15 protein-coding genes and 1 pseudogene are annotated in these 21645 nt (G+C 56.4%); 4 read left to right on the top strand and 12 right to left on the bottom strand.

The annotated features are described in order from the left end of the window. The first annotated feature begins 82 nt into the window (after positions 1-82). The gene (locus tag M2447_RS11595) at positions 83-1111 is read left to right on the top strand and encodes a uroporphyrinogen decarboxylase family protein (protein ID WP_277558737.1); all 1029 of its coding nucleotides are present in this window, start codon (positions 83-85) and stop codon (positions 1109-1111) included. Positions 1112-1565: 454 nt separating this feature from the next. Here M2447_RS11595 and M2447_RS11590 read toward each other — a convergent pair whose 3' ends face one another. The 11 genes from M2447_RS11590 to M2447_RS11540 all read right to left on the bottom strand — a co-directional run bounded on the left by M2447_RS11590 (position 1566) and on the right by M2447_RS11540 (position 11846). Then, positions 1566-2411 carry a hypothetical protein gene (locus M2447_RS11590; protein WP_277558736.1) on the bottom strand — a complete coding sequence of 282 codons (846 nt, stop codon included), beginning with the start codon at positions 2409-2411 and terminating at the stop codon, positions 1566-1568. 383 nt (positions 2412-2794) lie between these two features. Further along, entirely contained in the window at positions 2795-3514 is a 720-nt protein-coding gene (locus M2447_RS11585; protein ID WP_277558734.1) for a hypothetical protein, read from the bottom strand. After that, positions 3511-5109: a hypothetical protein gene (locus tag M2447_RS11580; protein WP_277558733.1), complete on the bottom strand. Its 1599-nt coding sequence runs from the start codon at positions 5107-5109 to the stop codon at positions 3511-3513. Before M2447_RS11580 ends, M2447_RS11585 begins: the two co-directional genes overlap by 4 nt. 293 nt (positions 5110-5402) lie before the next feature. Continuing rightward, positions 5403-5834: a hypothetical protein gene (locus M2447_RS11575; RefSeq protein WP_277558732.1), complete on the bottom strand. Its 432-nt coding sequence runs from the start codon at positions 5832-5834 to the stop codon at positions 5403-5405. A 6-nt stretch (positions 5835-5840) separates the two neighbouring features. Beyond that, on the bottom strand, positions 5841-6215 hold the full coding sequence (locus tag M2447_RS11570) for a hypothetical protein (protein ID WP_277558731.1): 375 nt from the start codon (positions 6213-6215) through the stop codon (positions 5841-5843). A gap of 199 nt (positions 6216-6414) precedes the next feature. Beyond that, positions 6415-6795 carry a hypothetical protein gene (locus M2447_RS11565; protein ID WP_277558729.1) on the bottom strand — a complete coding sequence of 127 codons (381 nt, stop codon included), beginning with the start codon at positions 6793-6795 and terminating at the stop codon, positions 6415-6417. 31 nt (positions 6796-6826) lie between these two features. Next, the gene (locus tag M2447_RS11560) at positions 6827-7693 is read right to left on the bottom strand and encodes a hypothetical protein (RefSeq protein WP_277558728.1); all 867 of its coding nucleotides are present in this window, start codon (positions 7691-7693) and stop codon (positions 6827-6829) included. A 412-nt stretch (positions 7694-8105) separates the two neighbouring features. Further along, positions 8106-8498, bottom strand: a complete 393-nt coding sequence (locus tag M2447_RS11555; RefSeq protein ID WP_277558727.1) for a hypothetical protein — start codon at positions 8496-8498, stop codon at positions 8106-8108. Beyond that, positions 8473-9825, bottom strand: a complete 1353-nt coding sequence (locus tag M2447_RS11550) for a hypothetical protein (protein WP_277558726.1) — start codon at positions 9823-9825, stop codon at positions 8473-8475. The genes M2447_RS11555 and M2447_RS11550 overlap by 26 nt, the downstream gene beginning before the upstream one ends. 420 nt (positions 9826-10245) lie before the next feature. Beyond that, positions 10246-11247 carry a DUF6528 family protein gene (locus tag M2447_RS11545; protein WP_277558725.1) on the bottom strand — a complete coding sequence of 334 codons (1002 nt, stop codon included), beginning with the start codon at positions 11245-11247 and terminating at the stop codon, positions 10246-10248. A 410-nt stretch (positions 11248-11657) separates the two neighbouring features. Further along, positions 11658-11846 carry a hypothetical protein gene (locus M2447_RS11540; RefSeq protein ID WP_108825402.1) on the bottom strand — a complete coding sequence of 63 codons (189 nt, stop codon included), beginning with the start codon at positions 11844-11846 and terminating at the stop codon, positions 11658-11660. Positions 11847-11984: 138 nt separating this feature from the next. On the opposite strand from M2447_RS11540, the gene M2447_RS11535 reads away from it, so the two are divergent. The 3 genes from M2447_RS11535 (at position 11985) to ispH (ending at position 20699) form a co-directional block, all read left to right on the top strand. Then, complete coding sequence (locus tag M2447_RS11535) at positions 11985-12884, top strand: LysR family transcriptional regulator (RefSeq protein ID WP_277558724.1); 900 nt, start codon at positions 11985-11987, stop codon at positions 12882-12884. A gap of 121 nt (positions 12885-13005) precedes the next feature. Beyond that, the gene (locus tag M2447_RS11530; RefSeq protein WP_277558723.1) at positions 13006-18912 is read left to right on the top strand and encodes a translocation/assembly module TamB domain-containing protein; all 5907 of its coding nucleotides are present in this window, start codon (positions 13006-13008) and stop codon (positions 18910-18912) included. 59 nt (positions 18913-18971) lie between these two features. Then, a complete protein-coding gene (ispH, locus tag M2447_RS11525; RefSeq protein WP_277558722.1) occupies positions 18972-20699 on the top strand; it encodes a 4-hydroxy-3-methylbut-2-enyl diphosphate reductase in 1728 nt (575 codons plus the stop codon). Between the two features lie 46 nt (positions 20700-20745). Here ispH and M2447_RS11520 read toward each other — a convergent pair. Then, positions 20746-21549, bottom strand: a pseudogene (locus M2447_RS11520) (sulfatase-like hydrolase/transferase); the annotation flags it as partial. Positions 21550-21645 lie beyond the last annotated feature (96 nt).

Genomic DNA, 21645 nt, shown 5'->3' with positions numbered 1-21645 from the left:
CGCGCCGAGAATTTTCGAATGACAAACACGGCGGTTTCGGCGAAACCGCCCTACCAAAAACGGCAAAAGCTCCAATATTCCCATGAACCAAACGTCCCCGACAAAACCCGCGATGAACCATGTTGAGCGTTTTCGCGCGGTCATGCGTTTCCAGCCCGTGGATCGCATGCCCCGTTGGGAATGGGCGATGTGGTGGGACAAAACCATCGCGCGCTGGCATGGCGAGGGTTTGCCCGCCGCCCTGAATGATGTGTTCGATATCTCATGCCATTTCGGACTCGATCCCTATAAGCAATTTTGGTTCAGCACGACCGAGTCCACAATCGAGGCGGTGCAGCACCATGTGGAGGGAGTCGTTGCCGGAATGGACGATTATCTTGCGCTGCGCCCGAAGATTTATCCGAGGCATGAGGAGGCCATCGCCGGCATGACCCCGTGGGCGTTGCGGCAGAAGGACGGAAAACTGGTGGTGTGGATCACGCTCGAGGGATTTTTCTGGTTCACGCGCACGCTCATGGGATTCGAGCAGTTCATGTATGCCTACATCGACCAGCCGGAACTGGTGCACAAAATCAGCGAGGATTTGCTTGCATACAATCTCGACCTGCTCGAACGAATCTCGCGCGTTTGCGTGCCCGTGTTCCTGACCATCGCCGAGGACATGTCCTATAACAACGGTCCCATGATTTCGCGCGCGATATTCGACGAGTTCATGGCCCCCTATTATCGCCGGCTGATGGAGCGCGTGAAGGAACTCGACGCATTCGCCATTGTGGACACCGACGGCGATGTCACAAAACTCGTCCCGTGGCTGCAATCGGTTGGCGTGGACGGCGTGTTGCCGTTGGAATACCAGGCCGGCGTCGATGGGTTGGCGCTGCGCGAGGCTTATCCCGATTTATTGATGATTGGTCATTACAACAAACTCGTCATGAACCAGGGCGAGGCGGCGATGAGGCGCGAATTCGAGCGCCTGCTGCCCCTCATGCGCCGAGGCGGTTTCATTCCGAGTGTGGACCACCAGACTCCGCCCGGAGTTTCCCTGCAAGAATACCATCTATACCTGCGCCTGCTACAAGAATACACGCAGCCCGGCGTGGCGGGCGGGTGAAGATATTCGCTGAAGCGTGTGCGCATTGAATTCTCAGAGCTATTTATCCACAGATGACACAGATGAACACAGATGCGCAAACCGCCGGATCTAGGGATTTATCTGCGCATATCTGTGGCATCTGTGGATAAGCACAAAGACGGGCACGCACGCGGGGTTGACAGGGCAGGGGAGTGGCGGTCGCGGCGGGTGCCCTTGGGCGGCGAGGCTCACTTTAGTTTGATGTAGGCGAGTTTGGTCTCAGGGGACAAGTATGAGGGGGGGCCGACGAAGCACGAAGTGCGAAGCTGGCGTCGTGCAGCGCAGCGAAACAGCTCCGAGCGGAGCGAGCGGATGAACGGAATGAACAAAAGCTGTCGATCGCATTTTTTTAGAAAAAAGCATGCGCTGACGATCCAGTTGGCACATCTAATGCTTTTGGTTGGCTCGTTGGTTCACTTTTTAGGCCTCTCTTTCACGGCCACCGTGTCTCTTGCTTAGGTGGTTCAACCTTTGGGCCACAAGGGCAATGCTTTTTTGCTTTTCCTTCTCCCCGGCTGCTCACTTCGGTTTGCTCGGTCTTTTTCTGCATCTCCTTTTCTTCTTCTAAGCAAGGACAATGGTTGCCTTCTTTTTCACAAAGACAACCATCTGCCACAATGTGGACGCCCACCATCTCTCTATTTAATTTTGCAATCAGACCGCATGAGCATGCCGCTTCTTGATTAGCTTGCTTTTGCTCGGCTTCCTCCCGCGCGCGAAGCCTATCATCCCAGTCATAACCTGCCAACCCCCTTTCGACACGTATTTGGAATCTCGACTTCTTCTCGTCTCGCATAACTTCCACCAAACTGCACTTATTGGTTGTTACCCAGCCGGAATCTCCCACCAATACCTCTGGGTTGTTTTTGTTTATCTCAATCCAAAATAATATCTTAAAGTCCTTCCATTTATTCGGGTCTTTCTCGGCTGCGGATGCAGCAAAGCCATATGTGACATCTAACAGAGAAAACCATTCGCTTATCCAAGTTTGCTTGGGCTTCAATAAACGCCATTTGTCAGGTGGTCGCCCAAAAAGCTCAAATCCCGAATCATTGGATGAAAAGTCTCCGCCTTTTCCCAAATAGACATATTTATCATTTCTATCTCGAATTATTATTCGTGCTCCATATGGGGCTATTCCCCATCTGGGCGGACTAAATGTTGATTCATTGAACTCGATAGGTTTCTCTGAGTTGGATTCAAGTTTAATTCGATAATACAGTGGATCAGGAGTTACGTCTATTGAGATAATCACACCTTTGGAATGCACTGAGTTCATGCTTAATAATAGAAAAAACAAAGAACAAAGAAATCTGAACATTGATATTCTCATTTCGTTGTGGCATGGGATTGCTGGGATGAGCGCGATGGGTTGGTGCGCGAGTGTTCTTTACATAGCATGGGCAGTTGCATCCCTATCGCAAGTCTGATCGGGACCTTTTGGGTGAAATAGGCCGTGAATGGAAGTAGTGTTTGCCCGGGACAAGTGGCACGTGCGGGCAAGTCATTGGGGTGTTCAGTTTGATGTAGGCGAGTTTGGTCTCAGGGGGCAAGTATGAGGGGTTGTAGCCGACGGAGCACGAAGTGCGGAGATGGCGTCGTGCAGCGTGGTGAAACAGCTTCGAACGGAGCGAGCGGGTGGGCGGAGTGAACAAAAGCTGCCTATCGCGTTTTTTTAGAAATAGCATGCGCTGACGATCCAGTTGGCACATCTAATGCTTTTGGTTGGCTCGTTGGTTCACTTACGTCGTTTGCTATGGTTGGTTTGGATGGCTCACTTTTTTTTGGCTCCTGCTTTTTCCGCTCTTCTCGAAGCTGGAATATCGTTTTTGATTCGGGGTTCATAACTTCCTCTAGGCTGATCTTATCAGTTGATATCCAATCGGAATCTCCCCTTACTAGCATTGGACTTTTTTTATTTATCCTAATTCTGAAGAGGATTTTAAAATCTTTCCATTTTTTTGGATCTTTTTCGGTCACGACACTTTTAATATCATATGTAACATCCAAGATAGAAAGCCATTCACTCTCCCATATTTGATTAGGATTTAATAAACGCCACTCATCAGACGGCTTTCCAAACAGTTCATAGCCTACGCTAATGGATGAATACTCTCCGTTCTCCCCCAAATAAATGTATTTGTCGCTGCCGTCCCGAATTACTATCGTCGTTCCATATGGAGCTATACCCCATCTGGGCGGATTAAATGCGGATTCATCAAACTCAATAGGTTTCTTTGCGTTAGATTTAATCTTAATTCGATAACGCAACGGATCTGAGGCAACCTCTATTGTGATGGATACGTCATTAGAATACATTGAGCTTGATAGTAATAATATAAAAAATATAAAACAAACAGATTTGCATATTTGCACTTTCATTGTTTCCTCCTGTAGTATACTGGTGTAATACCATGATAGAGCATGTTTTTAGAGACATTAATTCTCGTTTTATTTTCGAAAATCCTATTTCCGTCCGCGTAAGAGATTCCCTTGTCACCGACATATCTTGCAGAATGGATAGCTTCGTTATTACGCAAATAAACAGCAATGTCGCCTGCTGAGGGATCTCCTGTGACTTTTGCCAACAAATTGGTATTATTGAGCAAGTGCGTCATGTCTGCAGGCGCAATCCAAAACATGCCGTCGGCTACGGAATAACCATGGCAATTGGTCTCCCAGGCAACACCCCCATTTTTATTTTTATATGCTGTTACTTGAACGCCATCCATAGTCGTCAAATACCCTACTTGGTATTCAATTTTTTTTCCATCTTGAGTGCGCTCAGACCCATTGGCTGTATGCACAAATTTCAACTGTCCTTTGTGTTTTCCTTTTTCATAACGCTCAAATATGTCATTTTTAAAACTTCGTGTTTTGTGGACAGTGGATTGAGAAGCTGTTGTTGTGTTCGGAGCTTCCGTTGATCCACCCAAGTATCCACTGACTGGGGCTTGCATAATCTCCAGTTGGGCAGCGCTGAAGTTTAGTGTGGCAGTGCCGTCATTTTCGATCAAGAGGGTGCTGCCAAGGGTGTTTGTCACTAGCATGCTTCCGTCGCTGTAATATTCAATATAAGCGCCGCCTTCGCGGTGGTCCGTGCCTATCAAATAGGCATCGCTCAAGCCGTGGTCCCTGGAGTCAAAAACGGCATTTTGATGATAGTCATGCTCATCCGCGATGAACTCATCGGCCGTATTATCCTCGGGCGACTCGCAATCGGGATTATGGCTTCGTTCACCGTCCAGAGCCATGCTCTCCGCCTCAGCGGCCTGCTCATAGGCCACCCGTGCCGTTTCATAGGCGGTCCACGCCGCCTCGTAGGCCGCCAGTTCGGCGGGATTGACCGACTGCCAGCTCGGCGTGGAGATGCTGCGTCGCGAGGACGGGCGGGCGTATTGGCGCGTGTGGTGATAACTGATGGATGGATCGACGCCAAAGCAGGCGCTGATGCCATCGCCGGCACCGGAAGGTCCGGAATTTATATAGCGTCCCAGCCGCGCGGAATAATACACCGAGCCGGCGCTAACCAGGCCCGTTTCCCAGTCCATCCAGCCGCCGCCAAAGGTGAAGGGGTTTTTCTTCGCATACTCGCCCTGCGCGCGCAGAAGGTTGCCGTTGGGGTCGTATTCGTAAACGGCGACGATTGCAGTGCTGTTGCCATCGTCGCGCACCAAGGCCGTGACGCTGCCCGAGGCGTCGCGCACGGGCAAGTAGGTTTGCGGGCTGGCGGGGATTGTGCGGTCGTGGATCATGAGCAGTTCGCCGGTAGCGCCCCAAGCGAAGGTGCGCAGCACCCGGCGCGTGCTGGCGTCAATTTCGGCGACGGGTTGGGTGCCGTTGTAGACATAGAGGTGATGGTAGCGTTCCAGCCACTGGCCGCCAGCCTTTTCCTGCACGCGTTTGCCGACGCGGCGGTTGGCGTAATCGTAGGTGAAGGTGATGATCAGGGGTTGACGGATGGATGCTTTCGACAAGATCTGGCTGGGTTAGTCACATAGCATGGGCAGTTGCATTCCTACCGATTTTGATCGAAACCAATCCGGGTGAAACAGACCGTTGATGGGAGTATGAATGGTTAGCAGGGACAAGCAGCACGAGGCGGGCAAGTTGCTGGAATGTTTAGTTTGAGTAGGCGAGTTTTGACTTTGAAGTTTCCAAGTATGAGGGCTTGTAGCCGACGGAGCACGAAGTGCGAAGCTGGCGTCGTGCAGCGTGGTGAAACAGCTTCGAACGGAGCGAGCGGGTGGGCGGAGTGAACAAAAGCTGCTCATTGCGTTTTAGCCGAAGCTGGCACGTCGTTTGCTATGGTTGGCTTGGATGGTTCGCTTTTTATATTACGCATTTCGTAAAACCAAAGTGGCATACCGTAATTGTTAAATATCCAATCCGGAACATCGAAACTGATCGTGTCCCCTGAATTAATCTTTTTTTTCTCAAACCTACGTTCATATTTTCTGGGAACAAACACGTTAAATTTTACTCCTCGAAGCTGCATAGGACTATTAACTTCGATACTCATATCGTAGCCACCATTATCGCCCGGCAACGTAGTTAACCATACTTCTTTCGAAATAGATTCAACGGTCGCGTTAATTCGCGTATATTTTACTGCTTTTGATGCGTTAACACAAGCGGTCACTGTCGACGCCAAAATAATCAGAGTGATGGCAAAAAAATGATTTAAAAAATACACACGCATATCATTTTAAAATTTATAAGAACCATTTCGAATAACATCATTATATATCTGCTTAAAGTCGGGCCTTGAGCCACTAATATCTCGATACCCAGAGTCGGTTTCTGGGATATTATTTCTGATCGCCCAATCTGCTACCCAGTAAGGCACGGATTCCTCATTCATGTAACCCGATGGCTGGTCAAGTGATACGTATCCGATATGGGTGGCCTCATGAAGTATCGTGAGTGCTAAAAATTGCACGAGGGTTCCGGCAGAATTAAGGTATGCCACCGTGAAATTCATGTTGAAATATATTGTTTTGTCGTCGGTATGAGCAGAAATATTTTTCATTTTTGGGTCAGTTTGGTTTCCGTAAGCTTCAAGTTTATATTTTGTCTTCATATATTCATAAAATTTTGGCGCTGTCTTCTTTATTAATTCTAGTGTGTCCTTAAAATCAGTTTGAGCAAGTTTCCCATCGAGTGCGGAATTGTCTAATGTTCCTGATGTGGAGAATAGATCCGCTCCACTGATTGGAGCAAAAAGTGTAACCTATTACCCCGAATTATCTGCCACCTAACTCTCCGGATCATGCCGATCGTTACCTCTTCTTAGTTACTTTTTTTACATTTTTAAAATTAGTAAAGACATAGGGCTTTGCGGCACCTGTGAGCATTTTTTCAGATGTGTCGAACTCCACGATATCACCAGCTTGAAGCTGAATATTATCGGCCGAAACCATATCCGAAAGATTCACAAGTGGAATATCAGCAACCTCTCCTTGATAGCGTTCCGGTCCCAAGAAACGCACTTGGACAAGATAGTCACCGCGCGCGAGAATTTTGGGTCCAAGGTTGTCAACCCAATGTTGTTTTTTAATGGTCAATATTTCTATTTTTGCATGTATCATAATGCCATGATTCGACGTTGTCTCACAAGAAACGCAACCGGTGAAAACTAACATGAACAGGGTGTAAGACATTAAAACTTTGAGAAAAGTGTGCATAAGAGTATCAAGATTTGTCGCTATTGTCCCCGTTGAAGTAGTAGTTCCAATAATCCAACTCCGGATCCTCAATATAGAGGTTTCCATAGGAAAAGTCGTCATTCGCGATAAATTCGCTGGCCAAGTTCTCCTCGGGCGGCTCGTCGTCGGGATAAAGGCTGAGGTATCCGTCACGCGCGATGGTGGCGGCCTCGTGCTCGGCGAGCGCCTTCTGCTGCGCGGCCAGGGCGAGCTTGTATTCCGCCGCCGCGACAAGGTATTCCGCGCTTATGCGCCTCGCGGGAGCCCGCGCATACTGGCGCTCGGGCCGCCTGTCGTAAGTGGGGGCGACTCCGTAGCAGGCCACCATGCCGTCGCCGGAGCCGGAGGGGGCTGTGTTTATCATGCGCCCCAGGCGCGGTGCGTAATACACCGGGCCGCCATTTATCAGGCCCGTCTCCCAATCCATCCAGCCACCGCCAAAGGTGAAGGGATTGTTTTTCGCATACTCGCCCTGCGCGCGCAGAAGGTTGCCGTTGGGGTCGTATTCGTAAACGGCGACGATTGTAGTGCTGTTGCCATCGTCGCGCACCAAGGCCGTGACGCTGCCCGAGGCGTCGCGCACGGGCAGGTAAGTTTGCGGGCTGGCGGTGTTGGTGCGGTCGTGGATCATGAGCAGTTCGCCGGTAGCGCCCCAAGCGAAGGTGCGCAGCACCCGGCGCGTGCTGGCGTCAATTTCGGCGACGGGTTGGGAGCCGTTGTAGACATAGAGATGATGGTAGCGTTCCCGCCACTGGCCGCCAGTCTTTTCCTGCACGCGTTTGCCGACGCGGCGGTTGGCGTAATCGTAGGTGAAGCTGATGATCAGCGGTTGACGGATGGATGCTTTCGACAAGATCTGGCTGGGTTAGTCACATAGCATGGGCAGTCGCATTCCTACCGATTTTGATCGAAACCAATCCGGGTGAAACAGACCGTTGATGGGAGTATGAATGGTTAGCAGGGACAAGCAGCACGAGGCGGGCAAGTTGCTGGAATGTTTAGTTTGAGTAGGCGAGTTTTGACTTTGAAGTTTCCAAGTAAAAGGGGTTGTAGCCGCGAAGCTGTCCATCGCGTTTTCTATAATTGGCATAAGGCTGGAAGAATTCTGGCACATCGACTGCTAATGGTTGTCTCGTGGGTTCACTCTTTACGACGCCAAAAAAGTTCGTAACAGGTAATCGTGCGACTTGCGTTTCGCGTGAGCTTGCCGACCAATGGCGTTCGTTCGCGTTGCGTAAGGAGGCGTATTCAAAAATCAACAAAACTCAACCTGCCCCCTTCTTCGGCTCGTGATGATAATTAATCTCTTCAAGTATACCATCTGTATTGAACCATAAACGCAAGTATGTGTCTTTATTTTCGTTAAATATTTTATTATTCACCTGATTGTAAATATACATAAGCCTCCGTCCTCCCACTGATTTACCTTCCTTTCTGGCCATTAAGTTATCTTGATCTGGTTTTCCAAGTTTACTCATAACATAACCGATATTATCACCCAACTTGATTAAGGATTTAATTTCGGATTCAGAGTATTGCGGCCTGTTGTTCATAGGATAATTTTTACAGTCAGGTTTTGCGTTAACAACGCATATGCTTAGCATGATTGTTATGCCAAGCGACATGGCAATCTTATTTGTCTTTGTATTTGTTTGCATAATTTTTAACATCTGCGGGGGGCCAAATGAATTCAAATTCCCGGGGTTTTCCGCCTGCATGAAGACAATTATAAATTGTAGCTGCGCAATTATAGCGAATTGTAGACCAATTTTTATCGTCCTGCCATGTGATCCAAAAATTACGAATATTATCAGTGTCGAGATTGGTTACATTTATAATATGGTCAGGGGCACGTCCGTCTTTTAGTCTAACGTCATCAGCATATGTTTGATTTTGAATTTCTGCCACTGTATAAAGGCGGCTCGATATTTTGGACCGGTCTCGTCCTGTAGCTTGCGGCCAGAAACTAATATAAGTCCCATCGTCAAGCTTCATTGATGCATGACCATAAGCTACTTTTTTTCCTCTATAATCCCATATATAAACTTCTGCAGTTCCTGATTTAGACTTTGCTGTGCTGCTACTAGAAAGCGCTCCCGGAACAAGCGGCCCAGCAAGTAATGCACCACCACCCTCAATGCCTCCATCTTCTCTAAAGCAAACATCCGGTGCGCTGATTGGGGCTTGCATAATCTCCAGTTGGGCATCGCTAAAATTTAGTGTGGCAGTGCCGTCATTTTCGATCAAGAGGGTGCTGCCAAGGGTGTTTGTCACCAGCATGCTTCCGTCGCTGTAATATTCAATATAAGCGCCGCCTTCGCGGTGGTCCGTGCCTATCAAATAGGCATCGCTCAAGCCGTGGTCCCTGGAGTCAAAAACGGCATTTTGATGATAGTCATGCTCATCCGCGATGAACTCATCGGCCGTATTATCCTCGGGCGACTCGCAATCGGGATTATGGCTTCGTTCACCGTCCAGTGCCATGCTCTCCGCCTCCGCGGCTTGCTCATAGGCTACCCGCGCTGTTTCATAGGCGGTCCACGCCGCCTCGTAGGCCGCCAGCTCGGCGGGATTGACCGACTGCCAGCTCGGCGTGGAGGTGTTGCGTCGCGAGGACGGGCGGGCGTATTGGCGCGTGTGGTGATAACTGATGGATGGATCGACGCCAAAGCAGGCGCTGATGCCATCGCCGGCACCGGAAGGTCCGGAATTTATATAGCGTCCCAGCCGCGCGGAATAATACACCGAGCCGGCGCCAACCAGGCCCGTCTCCCAATCCATCCAACCGCCGCCAAAGGTAAAGGGGTTTTTCTTCGCATACTCGCCCTGCGCGCGCAGAAGGTTGCCGTTGGGGTCGTATTCGTAAACGGCGACGATTGTAGTGCTGTTGCCATCGTCGCGCACCAAGGCCGTGACGCTGCCTGAGGCGTCGCGCACGGGCAGGTAAGTTTGCGTGCTGGCGGGGATTGTGCGGTCGTGGATCATGAGCAGTTCGCCGGTAGCGCCCCAAGCGAAGGTGCGCAGCAGCCGGCGCGTGGTCGCGTCAATTTCGGCGACGGGTTGGGTGCCGTTGTAGACATAGGAAAAGCAAAATTGACCGCGATGTGGGGTTGTCGAGGTGCGCGCGCGATGGGTTGGTGTGCGAGTTTTTTTTGCATAGCATGGGCAGTTGCATCCCTATCGCAAGTCTGATCGGGGCATTTTGGATGAACTAGGCCGTGAACGGAAGGAGTGTTTGCCCTGGGGGAGCGGAGCGGGGCAGTGCGGAGATGGCGTCGTGCGTCGCGGCGAAACAGCCCCGAGCGGAGCGAACAAAAGCTGCTCATCGCGTTTTAGCCGAAGCTGGGACGTTGTTTGCCATGGTTGTTGGCTTGGATGGTTCACCTTACATCGCGCGAGTCGCGTTTACTGGTAGCGTGGGGACCATATTCTCGCCCTGTATATTGTGCAGGCGGGGGTGGTGCGTGTGAATGACAAATCGCCCGTGGCCGGGTCGTAGAAGGAAACCGTGTTTGTTGTGTAACGGCACGGGCCCGGTTTGTTGGATGACTCGGTGACAATAATTTTTCCGTTCTTCCCCGGCAGCTTCCCGGCCGATTTAATATTAACCCCGTCGAATCGTCGCGCGTCCCCGGGGGCCGGCGTGAATGTTTTTTCTGTTTTGTTATAAACATATACTCCGGAATGATCAGCATACCATAGTTTATTAATATCATCAAAATCCGGGGAGAGGTCGTGCGGCCATTTGAGTCCGTTTGGAGACGCTCCGCGCGGCCTGATGCTTCTTTTGGACACATCCTCGGTGATTGTCGGACGCTCCCTCGTTCCGCCAATAATATAGGCAAAGATGCCGTGCCATTCCTTGCCCTCGATATGAATCGTGCCGCCCGCCCACAGGATGTTGTAAGCCGGATCCCAAAGAAGGGCGTGCGCGGCGTAAAGCGGCGCCTCGGCATAATCATCCGTCACGGCGGGGTTGGAGGTGTTGTATATTCGCACCCAGTTGCCCTTGCCGGGGCGGCGTTGCCCCGTTCCCGCGACGGCGAGGTTGCCGTTGGGGAGGAGTTCCACGGCGTGATTGTTGGGGTCTTCCGCCGGCGGATAAATTTTCTCCCATAGTTTCTGCCCTTTTACGTGATTGCCCGCGGGCTCATGTGCCACCACGGCGAGCCAGCGTCCGCCCTGCACGGCGCAGGCCGACGCCGCCTTGCCGGGGAATCCCGTTGTGTTGCGAAGTTTCAGGTCGCCCACGCCGGCTCCCATCGCCTTGATGGCGTCGGGGGAAAAGCCCAGTTCGGGCACGGGTTTGAACTGCCACAGCCGGGTGGACGCGTCCCATGTCGTGTCGTTGTAATTATGGATCTCCACTGATTTTTCGGCGGTGTTGCTGATGGCGATGCAATCCATGCCGGATGTTATTTTCTGATGGTCGCGCGCGGCATTCGGCTTGTTGGTTGCGGATGTTGGGGCGGGGGAGGGGGCTGCGGAAATGGCGCAAATTAAAAGCGCGGGGAGAATCAAAGTCGCCGCGCAACAGGCGCCCCGGCGCGCGGCACGGAATGGTTTTGAGGAAGGGGCGCGGCGTGACGTTTTTGTGAAAGCTTGCGGCATGAAAATGCATACAATGAACTCGGTGTGCGAACGCGAGGCAAACCGCATGCGCTCCATGCGCTTCCTGCAATTTACGGATCGGTGCCGGCGGGGTGGGGAGCTTTTAAACGCCATGTTCGCACGATTTCGTGTTTGGCGTGATTAAAATTAAAGAGGCCCGGACTTTTCATCCGAGCCTCATGGGTTCTATCTAAGAAAACAAACGCTTAACGGGAGGCATTGTGCCTGGTTCCGTGGCCGTATTCGATGAAGCCCATGGTGATGAGCGACAAAACGACCCCGTAACCCAAGATGCCGGTTAACTTCACGGTGGCGCTCACCGGAGCCACAAGGATCGCCAGGGCGATCAATACGGCAACTATGAGAGCTGCGAAGATTGAGCGGTTGTTTTTCATGTTGGTTACTTTCTGTTTAGTGTTAGTCCACTCCGAGACGGAATGGAGATGCCATTAAATTACCATAAGGGTGCAATAGGGGAAATATTTAGATTTTATTGCAACGATAGTTTAAAACTATCAATTTGACGTAACTTTATGGAAATCCACCAACTACGCTATTTCGTCGCGGTCGCTGAAACGGGCAATTTTACCCGTGCGGCCGAGCGCTGCAATGTTTCTCAACCTTCATTGAGTCAGCAAATTATAAATCTTGAGTCGGAGCTTGGTCATAAACTCTTTCACCGTCTCGGGCGCAAGGCCGTGCTCACTGAAAGCGGCGAGCTTTTTATCGGACGCGCCCGGCGTGTCCTGCACGAGGTCGAGGCTGCCACGCGCGAAATTAAGGACGCCCCCACGCTCGAACGGCGCATAACTGTCGGCGCGATTCCCACCGTCATGCCTCATCTCATGACTGCCATCATCGGGCAGGCGCTCCAAAAGCACCCCGATCTCATCATCCACGCCCGCGAGGATTTTCGCCCCGCTCTTGTCAAATCCGTGCTCGAAGGCGATCTCGACATGGCGCTTGTCTCCATGCCCGTCACCGACACCCGAATCGCCGTCGAGGCGCTTTTCACCGAGCCACTCCTCCTCGCCGTCTCGAAAACGCATCCCCTCGCGACGCAACCGACCGTCTCGGGCGACGACCTTCGCAACGAAACCTTCGCGCTTCTCGGACATTCGAGCGCCCTTGCCGCCAAGATTCAGGGCTTCTGCGGCGCGCACGATTTCGAACCCATGATCGGCTATCGCTGCTCGCAAATCGCCACGGTGAAATCCTTTGTCGCCATGGGGCTGGGCATTTCCATCCTTCCGCAGCTTTCGCGTGTTTCCGGGGACGACTCACGCATCGTTTACCGCGATCTCAGCGGACGCGCCCCGACCCGTGAAATTGCCCTTATCCGCCACCCTCAACGCTACCAAAGCCGCGGCGCCTCGCTCTTTATCGAAACCCTCCGTGAGAGCATCAAGCCACTCGCCACCGATGGCGCGTGAGTTTTTGTTCGCGGTGAAACGCGGGCGGTGTCCGGCATGCGCGCGCCGGACGCATGCGGGGTCGCGCTCAACTTGATATTGCCCGCGCGCCTGCGCGCCTTCATCCAATGTATAGCAATCCATGCGCCGCCTACGCCGCATATTTCTCGTCCTCCTTGCCGCACTGATCATCGGTGTGCTCGCATCGCCGTGGTGGATTGCGCCGGTGTCACGCCCGCTGCTCAAGCGAAACGGCGTCACCTTCGCCGCCGCCGATACCAACGGCTACTCGCGCCTCGTGCTTTCCGATTTGATGGTCGCCACGCCGGCCGCCGACATTTCCGCCACCCGTGTCGAACTCGACACGCCCTGGCTGCTTCTTTGGCACCGCGCTTTTTCGCAACCCGGCCCCGTCACAATCGACGACTGCCGTGTCACAATAAAAAACACGCCCGCCCGCGCCGATGATGCCGCGCCCGCATCATCGCCACGAGGTCTCCGGCCCGTGTTAGGCACGGTTGATTCCATCCTGTCGCAACTCACCCCGTGGCTGCCCGAGTTGCGGCTCAACCAAGGTCGGATCGAGATCGCCGGCGCGCCTCTCGAAATCGATTCAATCAACTGGCGTTCGGACAAAAATAAATCACTCCTCGAAATCGTCTCCGCGCGCTACCGCAATCACACCGCCGCCGCATCCATCACATTGGAAAACGCGACCGGCATGCTTGCGCTGCACCTCGCGCACACCGACCCCGGCAAGCACGCCAATACCATCGACGCCACGCTTGCCGGCGAGAACCTCGCCGCAACCATCAAGCTCCTCGACCAAACCGCCGCGCTCACCGCCCGTTTCGATCCCGCCGGCTGGCTTCCCTCCGAGGCGTTGCTCGACGCCCCGTCACTTTCGCTCACCGCCGGGCAGCTCGCCCGCGTCAATTTTCCCGCGCCCTACACAACCGCGACCGGCTCGGCGCGCATCGAATATCGCGACACCCGCCTCACCGCCGACATCGCCGCTCATGCCGAAGCCGCGCCAGAGGAATCCGCCCCGCCCCTCGACATCGCCTTCCACGCCCAAGGCACGCCCGAACAAATCGACATCACCGTGCTCGACATTGCGATCCCCGGCATCGCCGCAAAACTCTCCGCGCCCGTTTCCATCACGCGCGATCTTCGCCTCCTCTCGCCGCAATCCCGTTTCACGCTCGACGCCGATCTCGCGCAACAACCCTGGTTTGCCGCGCAAGGTCGCGTCACCGGCGAAGTCGCGCTCGATTCCACGCGCTTCGACAAACTCCACGCCGACGCCCGCCTCCAGGCGGAAAACATCCAGCTCGCCGGAATCGCCGTCGACCGACTCGCGATCAACCTCACCCAGGACGATCACCTCACCCGCCTGAACGCCCTCGACCTCGCGCTTCCCGACGGCTCGCAACTCAACGCCTCCGGCCAATACGACATCACTGCGCGCACGCTTTCCAAAACCACGCTCTCCGCCCGCGTTCTGCCTGCGGCCGTCGCCCGTTTCCTGCCCGCCGGAGTCGCTTTTGATGGCATCACGCTCACCGTTTCCGCCGAGGGACCCGCAACCGCGCCCGAGCATCGCGGCTCCATCGAAATCCAAAACGCGCGCGCTTCCGTGCTCGAGAATCCCGTCAACATCACCGCCAGTTGGCGAGGGCGGGACCTCGCCGCCGACGCGATCAACCTCACTCTCAATGCCGCCGGGACCGAGCTCATCCTCGCCGCCACCGGCGTCTCCGCGCAAAGCGTCACGCTCGCCTCGGCCTCCATCCGCAAAAACAACACCAGCCTCCTCTCGCTTCTCGCCCCCGCCACCTTCAGCCGCGCGGACGACGGCTCCTTCACGCTCGAGCCCCTTTCGTTCGCCTCGCCCGATGGTGTGTCCAAGTTATCGCTGCAGGCCGCCGTCGCGCGCGCCATCTCGCTTTCCTTCACCGCCGCCAACATCGACTCCGCGCTCTTTTCCGACCTCGTCGACACCGGGCCGCTTCCCTGGCATGTTGCCTCCGCCGAAATCAACGCCTCGCTGCCCGATCCCGATGCCGCGCTCTCCGCGTCCGTCACGCTCGACGCCCGTTTCGACTACGCGCAAACGCTTCCCGCCGCCGCGCGTGAAACGCCCGGACTGCCAGACTCCGCGCTCATCAATGTCGCCGCCAGTCTTACCCCCAAAGGCCTGGGCATCGACCGCCTCACCGTCAGCGAAACCGCGAGTCGTTCCCTTGTCGCCCACGTTTCAGGCACCATCCCGATCACCGTTAGTCCCGTCGGCGAAACCCTGTTTCGCATGGACAAAAGCGCCCCGCTCGCGCTCAGCGCCCACACCCAGCCCGACAGCCCTTTCTGGCATAATCTCGCCGAGGCCACCGGCATCACGCTCGAATCACCGCGCATCAGCGCCCGCGTCGAGGGCACGCTGAGGAAACCCGACGCCCATGCCGACATCACCATCGCGCGCCTCAGCTTCGACCAAACCCGCTGGCCCAAGCGCTTCGCCAAGCTTCCCGCTCTCCCGCCGCTTCCGGAAATCACCGGCCTCGCCACAAAACTCAACACCGACGGCTCCACGATCAACCTTGAGCAATTTTCCCTGCTCCTCGCCGGGCAACCCGTCACCGCCGCCGCGCGTTTTACCCTCGATAAAAATCTCTCGCCGGAAGTCGAGACCCTGCGCCTGGACACCAACGCCGACCTTTCCGCTTTTGCCGAATACAGCAATTCCATCCTCGCCCCCCGCGGACGCCTCGAACTTTCGCTCAACCTCGCCCCCGGCAAACCGCTCGAAGGCCGTCTCCAGCTTCACGACGCCGCGCTTCGGCCGCTTGCGCCGCTCGGCGTTGTCAATGCCATCAACGCGGACGCGCGACTCACGGGCCGCCGTTTCGAAATCGCCACCGCCACCGCCCTCATCGGCAACCAGCCCGCCACGCTCACGGGCAGCGTTGTTTTCCCCGACAACACCGTGGCCGCCATCCAGCCCGACCTCGTGCTCAAGGCGTCCAATGTTCCCTTCGCCCGCGAACCCGGGCTGCTCGTTCGCGGCGACATCGACCTGCGTATCAAGAATTCGGACACACCCGCCGGCTCCGTTCCGGTCATACAAGGCTCGCTTCGGCTTCGCGAAAGCCTCTTCCTCGCCGACATGCGCGCCTTCTGGTCAACCCGCCCCGCCAGCGGGCCGGAAAGCCGTCCTCCGTTCTTCGCCATCGAAACGCCCCCGCTCGACAAGTGGCGTCTCGACGTCGACGTGCGCGGCCCCGGTTTTTTGCGCATCAACACCACCGTGTTCGCCGGGCGGCTCTCCGCCGCGTTCAAGCTCGACGGCACGCTCGGCGACCCGCGGCTCGTCGGCGACGCCACCATCGACAGCGGCAAAGTGCTCCTGCCCTTCGCCACCTTCACCGCGCAATCCGGGCGCGTTCGCCTCACCCAGGCGGCCCCGCACATGCCGCGCATCGAGTTCACCGCCGCCTCGCGCACCCTCGGCTACGACTTGCGCATGGAAGTCCGCGGCACAGCCGAAAACCCGCGCCTCACCTTCACCTCCAGCCCCGCGCTCACCTCCGAGCAAATCCTCCTCATGGTCATGGCCGGCGAGGCTCCGAACAACGAAATCAATTACAGCGACCAGCAGCGCGCGCTCAGCTTTGGCACCTATCTCGGGCAGGGACTCATCAACGACATCTTCGGCCTCTCGCCCGACGAAAGCCGCCTCACGCTCATCAGCGGCGAAAAACTCACACGCCAGGGCCGCGAAACCTACACCGTCGAATACAAGCTCGACGAGCGCTGGACCGCCGTTGGCGAATACGACGAGTTCGACGCCTATAACCTCGGCATGCGCTGGCTCGCCTACCGCAGCAAAATCCGCGGCCCCGCCGCCCCGCCCAAGCCAAGTGAAAAAAACGCGGAAGCCGAAAAAAGTTCCCCTCCAAAAATCAAAGTTCGCGGGCGCGGTTTCTGGGCAAACCTCACCAGCAAACGCATGCTCCAGCGAACGCTTTCGCTCGACAAAACCCACGGCCCCGCGCTCACCGCCAACGAGGTCGAGGACGCCGCGTTCCTTCTCATCTCGCAACTTGTCGAAAAGGGTTACATGCACCCCAAGCTTACGATCACGGCCATTCCGGCGCCGCCCGGCGCGCCGCTCACCTTTACCACAAACGAAACCCTCGAACTCGACCTGCCCCGCGAACTTTCCGCAATCTCGGCCCGCTTCAAAATCGAAACCGGCAAACGCTACAAGCTCAACGAGGTCATCTTCACGCACACAGGCCCGTCCACCATCGCCGACGACGACGCGCGCCAGTTCTTCCTTCCCGACACAAGCCTCTTCGGCGACAAAACCATCCCTTATGCGCCCGCCGCAATCAGCAGCGCCGCCGCCGCCCTGGAGGAAACCCTGAAGCAACGGGGATATGCCGGCGCGCTTGTCACCGTCGCCGACCTGCGCATCGACGACGACACCGGCCGTGTCGCCGCGCAAATCAACATCAACGAAGGCCCCTTGTGGGAAATCAATTCGCTCGACGCCCGTTTCCCCGAAACCGTCCAAGTCACCGCGGTTGAAACCAACGATATCGCGCTCGAAACCCTGCTCGCCAAGCTTCGCCGCGATTTTGTTTCAAAACCCTGGTCGCAATGGACGCAGCAGGACATCGCCGAGCAAATCCGCCAGTATTTTTATCGCAAAGGCTACCCCGATATCATCGCGCAAATTGCAATCGCCACACCCGCTGCGCCCGATTCAACGGCGCCCCGGGCCGACGATGCGCGGACCGTCACGCCTGTCGCCGTTCGTGTTGACATCACACCCGGCCCGCAGGTGCGGCTCGGCATTGTCAAAATCGAGGGCAACCGCCACACGCGCCCCTCGCTCATCAGCCGCCGCATTCGCCTCCTCCCCGGCGATCTCCTCAACCCGCTCGCCATCGAAGCCGCGCGCTTCCGCATCAGCCGCCTTGGCGCCTTCCGCGGCATCGAGGCCGGTTATGCGCACGATGGTTCCGCCGAACGCGACCTCACTTTCACCCTCACCGAAAGCCCGGGCACCAATCTCTCGCTCCTCCTCGGCTGGGGCAGTTACGAGCAGTTGCGCGGCGGTTTTGAAATACGCCGCCTCAACACGCTCGGCATCGCCGACCAGACGCGCCTTCAGGTCATCCAGTCATCCAAAAGCACCAACGGCGATCTCACCTTCAGCGTGCCGGACCTCTTCGCCCGCAACGTCAACGGCTCCGTGAGCGCCTTCGGCCTGCGCCGCGAGGAGGCCGCATTCAAGCGCATCGAATACGGCGGCACCGTCACGCTCCGCCGCGCCTGGCCCAGGCGCGGTTACGAGGTGAGCAGCGGTTACACCTATGAGTCGCTCAACAACACCCGCGACTCCCTTTCGCCCGAGGCCGGAAAAACCGCCCGCACCATTGCCGCCACCATCAACCTCAGCATCGCGCGCGACCGGCGCGACAATCCCCTGTCTCCAAAAAGAGGATACAATTGGTATCTGCAGGGCGAGTTTGCCAGCCACTACCTCGGCGGGCGCACCGACTATCACCGTTATCGCGCGGGTTTCAATTATCACACTTCCTGGGGGCGAACCCGCTGGATTCACGCCGGCATTTCGCAGGGCCTCATCTCGCCCTTCGGCAATCGCGACACGCCGCTGCCCATCAACAAACTTTTTTATCCCGGCGGCGAAAACACCATCCGCGGTTACCAGGATGGCGAAGCCGCCCCGCGCGATGCCAACGGCGCTTTTCTCGGCGCGAAAGTTTACACGATAATCAATCTGGAGCTCGAACAGGCGCTGATCGGCAACCTGAACTTTGTGATCTTCTACGACCTGCTCGGAGCCAGCGCGAACCTTGCCGACTATCCCGGCAACGAATGGTTGAACAGCGCGGGCGTGGGATTCCGTTATCACACAATTCTCGGCCCCCTCCGTCTCGAATACGGCCGCAACCTGAACCCGCGCACCGACGACCCCGGCGGCACCCTCCACTTCTCAATAGGCATCCCGTTCTAACCTCTTGCATCCTTTTCAGTCCTTCAGCCCTTCAGTCCTTCAGCCTTTCCCTCCCTCCCGTGCCAACCGCAATCCTCGCATTCAACACCAACAACCAGCTCGCCATCCGGCGCGCGGGCGCCTCCGCGCAACTCGCCTTCACCGGCGGCGATCTTCCCGAAACCCTCGCCCGCCTTGAGGCCGTTTTCCAAGCGCACACCGGCCCCCGCGCCGCATTCACCACCGGCGACGGCCTGCACGTTCACCTCGCGCAAGTCACAGGCGAACCCGTCGATCGTGATATCCATTTTGCCTCCATCGACTCGTTGCAATCCGCGCCCGACGCCCCCGACCCAGTCCTCGCCGGTGTCCTTGCGCAACTCGACCCGCACCTCATCGCCATCCCCTACCTGCACCTCGGCGAGAATGATTTTATCTACAAATTCCGCCCCGACAAGGAGCGCAACAGTCGCATCTATCAATTGGACGACAACGCCCGCGCTCTCTACCAATCGCAACTCTGCTCCGCCATCAAGGCCCTCTCGCGCGCCAACGAACGCACCGCCTCCGCTCCCGTCCCCCTCGACTTTGGCGCCGTCCGCTACCTCATTCCCAGTCACTTCGGATTTTGTCTCGGCGTGAAAAACGCCATCGAGCGCGCTTACGAAACGCTCGCCGAAAATCCCGGCCGCCGCGTCTTCATGCTTTCCGAGCTTATCCACAATCCCTACGTCAACGAAGACCTCCGCCGCCGCGGCCTCCGCTATCTCCAAACCGACAAAGGCCAGCCGATCGGCACCGGCGACGGACGCCAGCTTTGGGATGTTTTAACACCTGACGACATCGTCATCATTCCCGCCTTCGGCGCAACCGACGACGACAAGCGGCGACTCGTGCGCAAGGGCATCCCCGTCCTCCAATACGACGCCACTTGCATGCTCGTGGAAAAAGTCTGGAAGGCGGCGCGCGCCTTCGGACGCGAGGGTTTCACCATCATCATCCACGGCAAGCACGAGCACGAGGAAACCAAGGCCACTTTCTCCAACGCCCGCCGCCACGCCCCCGCGCTTATTGTGCGCAACCTCGCCGAGGCCCGCATCCTCACCGACATCATCCAAAGCGACTCGGGCGATTCGTCCGTGCTCGCCGCCGCCCGCGAAAAATTTGCCGCCACCTTTGACGGCAAGCACACGCCGGGCTTCGACATCACCCGCGACCTCCAGCGAGTCGCCGTGGTCAACCAAACCACGCTCCTGATGAACGAAACGCTTGCGATTATAGAGCACCTCCGCTCCGCCTACGCGGCCAAATACGGCTCCGTCGAAGCCGCCGCCCGCGTCGGGGGCAACGCCAAGCGCGACACCCTCTGCTACGCCACGCAAGTCAATCAGGACGCGCTCAGCCGCGCCCTCGCGGAGCCGCTCGACGCCGCCATTGTCATTGGCGGCAAAAACTCCTCCAACACCTACCAGCTTTACCGTCTCTGCGAGCAAACGCTCGGCCCGCGCGCCTTTTTCATCCAAAGCGAGCGCAACATCCGCTCGCTCGACGCCATCGAGCATTACCATTTCCCCGCCCACGGCCCGCGCGTCACCGTCGCCCCCTTCGACAATACCGAGATCAAAACCCTCCCGCGTCCCTCCGCGCCGGGGCAACCGCTTCGCATTCTTATCACCGGCGGAGCCTCCTGCCCCGACGGCATCATCCAACAAGTCGTTGCAAAAATAAACTCACTCCTCCCCGCCCAAACCATCCGCCCCATTGATGCCGTCCTTGGCGATTTGGAGCGCCATGACAAACCTGCGTAATCATGGCGCGCGATTTCCGTGAGAAACGTCTTTGTCGCCGCGCCGGTTAAACTCCCGGGATGTTTACGGGAAAGATGGCGTTGGGGCGTTTTTCCTTTTTGAAAATCTCGACGGCTTTTTTGACCAGGTTGGCGCGGGTGGAGGCCAGGTTTTCTTTTTCACCGATGTCGTTGGCGAGGTTGTAAACCTCCCAGTCGCCGGGTTGTTTTTTGTTCAGGTTTCTGCGCAGCACTTTGTATTCGCCGACGCGGACGGCGGCTTGTCCGCCGTATTCGGGAAACACCCAGACCATCGGGTTTCGCTCGGGGCGGACACCCTTGTCCAGCATGACGGGGAGGAAGTTGACGCCGTCGCCGCGGGCGGGCTTTTCGATGTCGGCGGCGGCGCAAAGCGTCGGGGCGTAGTCGGGGAAATAGGTCGGAAAATCCGTGGTGGCACCGGCGGGGATTTTCCCCGGCCAGCGCATGACGCAGGGGATGCGAATGCCGCCTTCGTAAACGGAGCCCTTGAAACCGCGCAGGCCGGCGGTGGAGTTGAAGAAGTCGGCGTCAACGCCGCCGGTGTTCCAGCGTTTCGAGTTGCGCCCGGGCAGCGTGGTGCCGTTGTCGCTGGTGAAAATGATGAGCGTGTTGTCCGCGATGCCGAGCTCGTCGAGTTTCGCCATGATTTTGCCGACGTAGGCGTCGAGCCCCGTGATCATGGCGGCGTAGGCGGCGCGCGGGCGTGTTTGCGGCGTGTAGCCGTTTTCACCGCGATAGGCGTCGGCGTCCCAGTTTTCCGGATAGCGGTCGAGGTATTCCTTTTCGGGCATCAGGCTGACGTGCGGCTCGGTGGGTGTGTAATAAAGAAAGAACGGCTTCGGAGACCAACCCCGCCCCTTATGAAAACAGGGGGTAGTTGACCATAGGTTGACATCATAACAGCTCCAAAAACACGATCACAGACC

Origin of the sequence: Ereboglobus sp. PH5-10, assembly GCF_029504735.1 — a bacterium.
Classification (GTDB): Bacteria; Verrucomicrobiota; Verrucomicrobiia; order Opitutales; family Opitutaceae; genus Ereboglobus.
The sequence above is the reverse complement of the archived record's forward strand: the minus strand, read 5'-3'. Positions and strand labels throughout refer to the sequence as shown.

Coding starts and splice junctions, on each gene's coding strand:
- M2447_RS11550 (WP_277558726.1), bottom strand. CDS start 9,825: ATGATCCACGACCGCACAATCCCCGCCAGCACGCAAACTTACCTGCCC.
- M2447_RS11535 (WP_277558724.1), top strand. CDS start 11,985: ATGGAAATCCACCAACTACGCTATTTCGTCGCGGTCGCTGAAACGGGC.
- M2447_RS11595 (WP_277558737.1), top strand. CDS start 83: ATGAACCAAACGTCCCCGACAAAACCCGCGATGAACCATGTTGAGCGT.
- M2447_RS11565 (WP_277558729.1), bottom strand. CDS start 6,795: ATGTCTTACACCCTGTTCATGTTAGTTTTCACCGGTTGCGTTTCTTGT.
- M2447_RS11540 (WP_108825402.1), bottom strand. CDS start 11,846: ATGAAAAACAACCGCTCAATCTTCGCAGCTCTCATAGTTGCCGTATTG.
- M2447_RS11575 (WP_277558732.1), bottom strand. CDS start 5,834: ATGCGTGTGTATTTTTTAAATCATTTTTTTGCCATCACTCTGATTATT.
- M2447_RS11590 (WP_277558736.1), bottom strand. CDS start 2,411: ATGAACTCAGTGCATTCCAAAGGTGTGATTATCTCAATAGACGTAACT.
- M2447_RS11530 (WP_277558723.1), top strand. CDS start 13,006: ATGCGCCGCCTACGCCGCATATTTCTCGTCCTCCTTGCCGCACTGATC.
- M2447_RS11555 (WP_277558727.1), bottom strand. CDS start 8,498: ATGCAAACAAATACAAAGACAAATAAGATTGCCATGTCGCTTGGCATA.
- M2447_RS11570 (WP_277558731.1), bottom strand. CDS start 6,215: ATGAAGACAAAATATAAACTTGAAGCTTACGGAAACCAAACTGACCCA.
- M2447_RS11545 (WP_277558725.1), bottom strand. CDS start 11,247: ATGGATTGCATCGCCATCAGCAACACCGCCGAAAAATCAGTGGAGATC.
- M2447_RS11585 (WP_277558734.1), bottom strand. CDS start 3,514: ATGAAAGTGCAAATATGCAAATCTGTTTGTTTTATATTTTTTATATTA.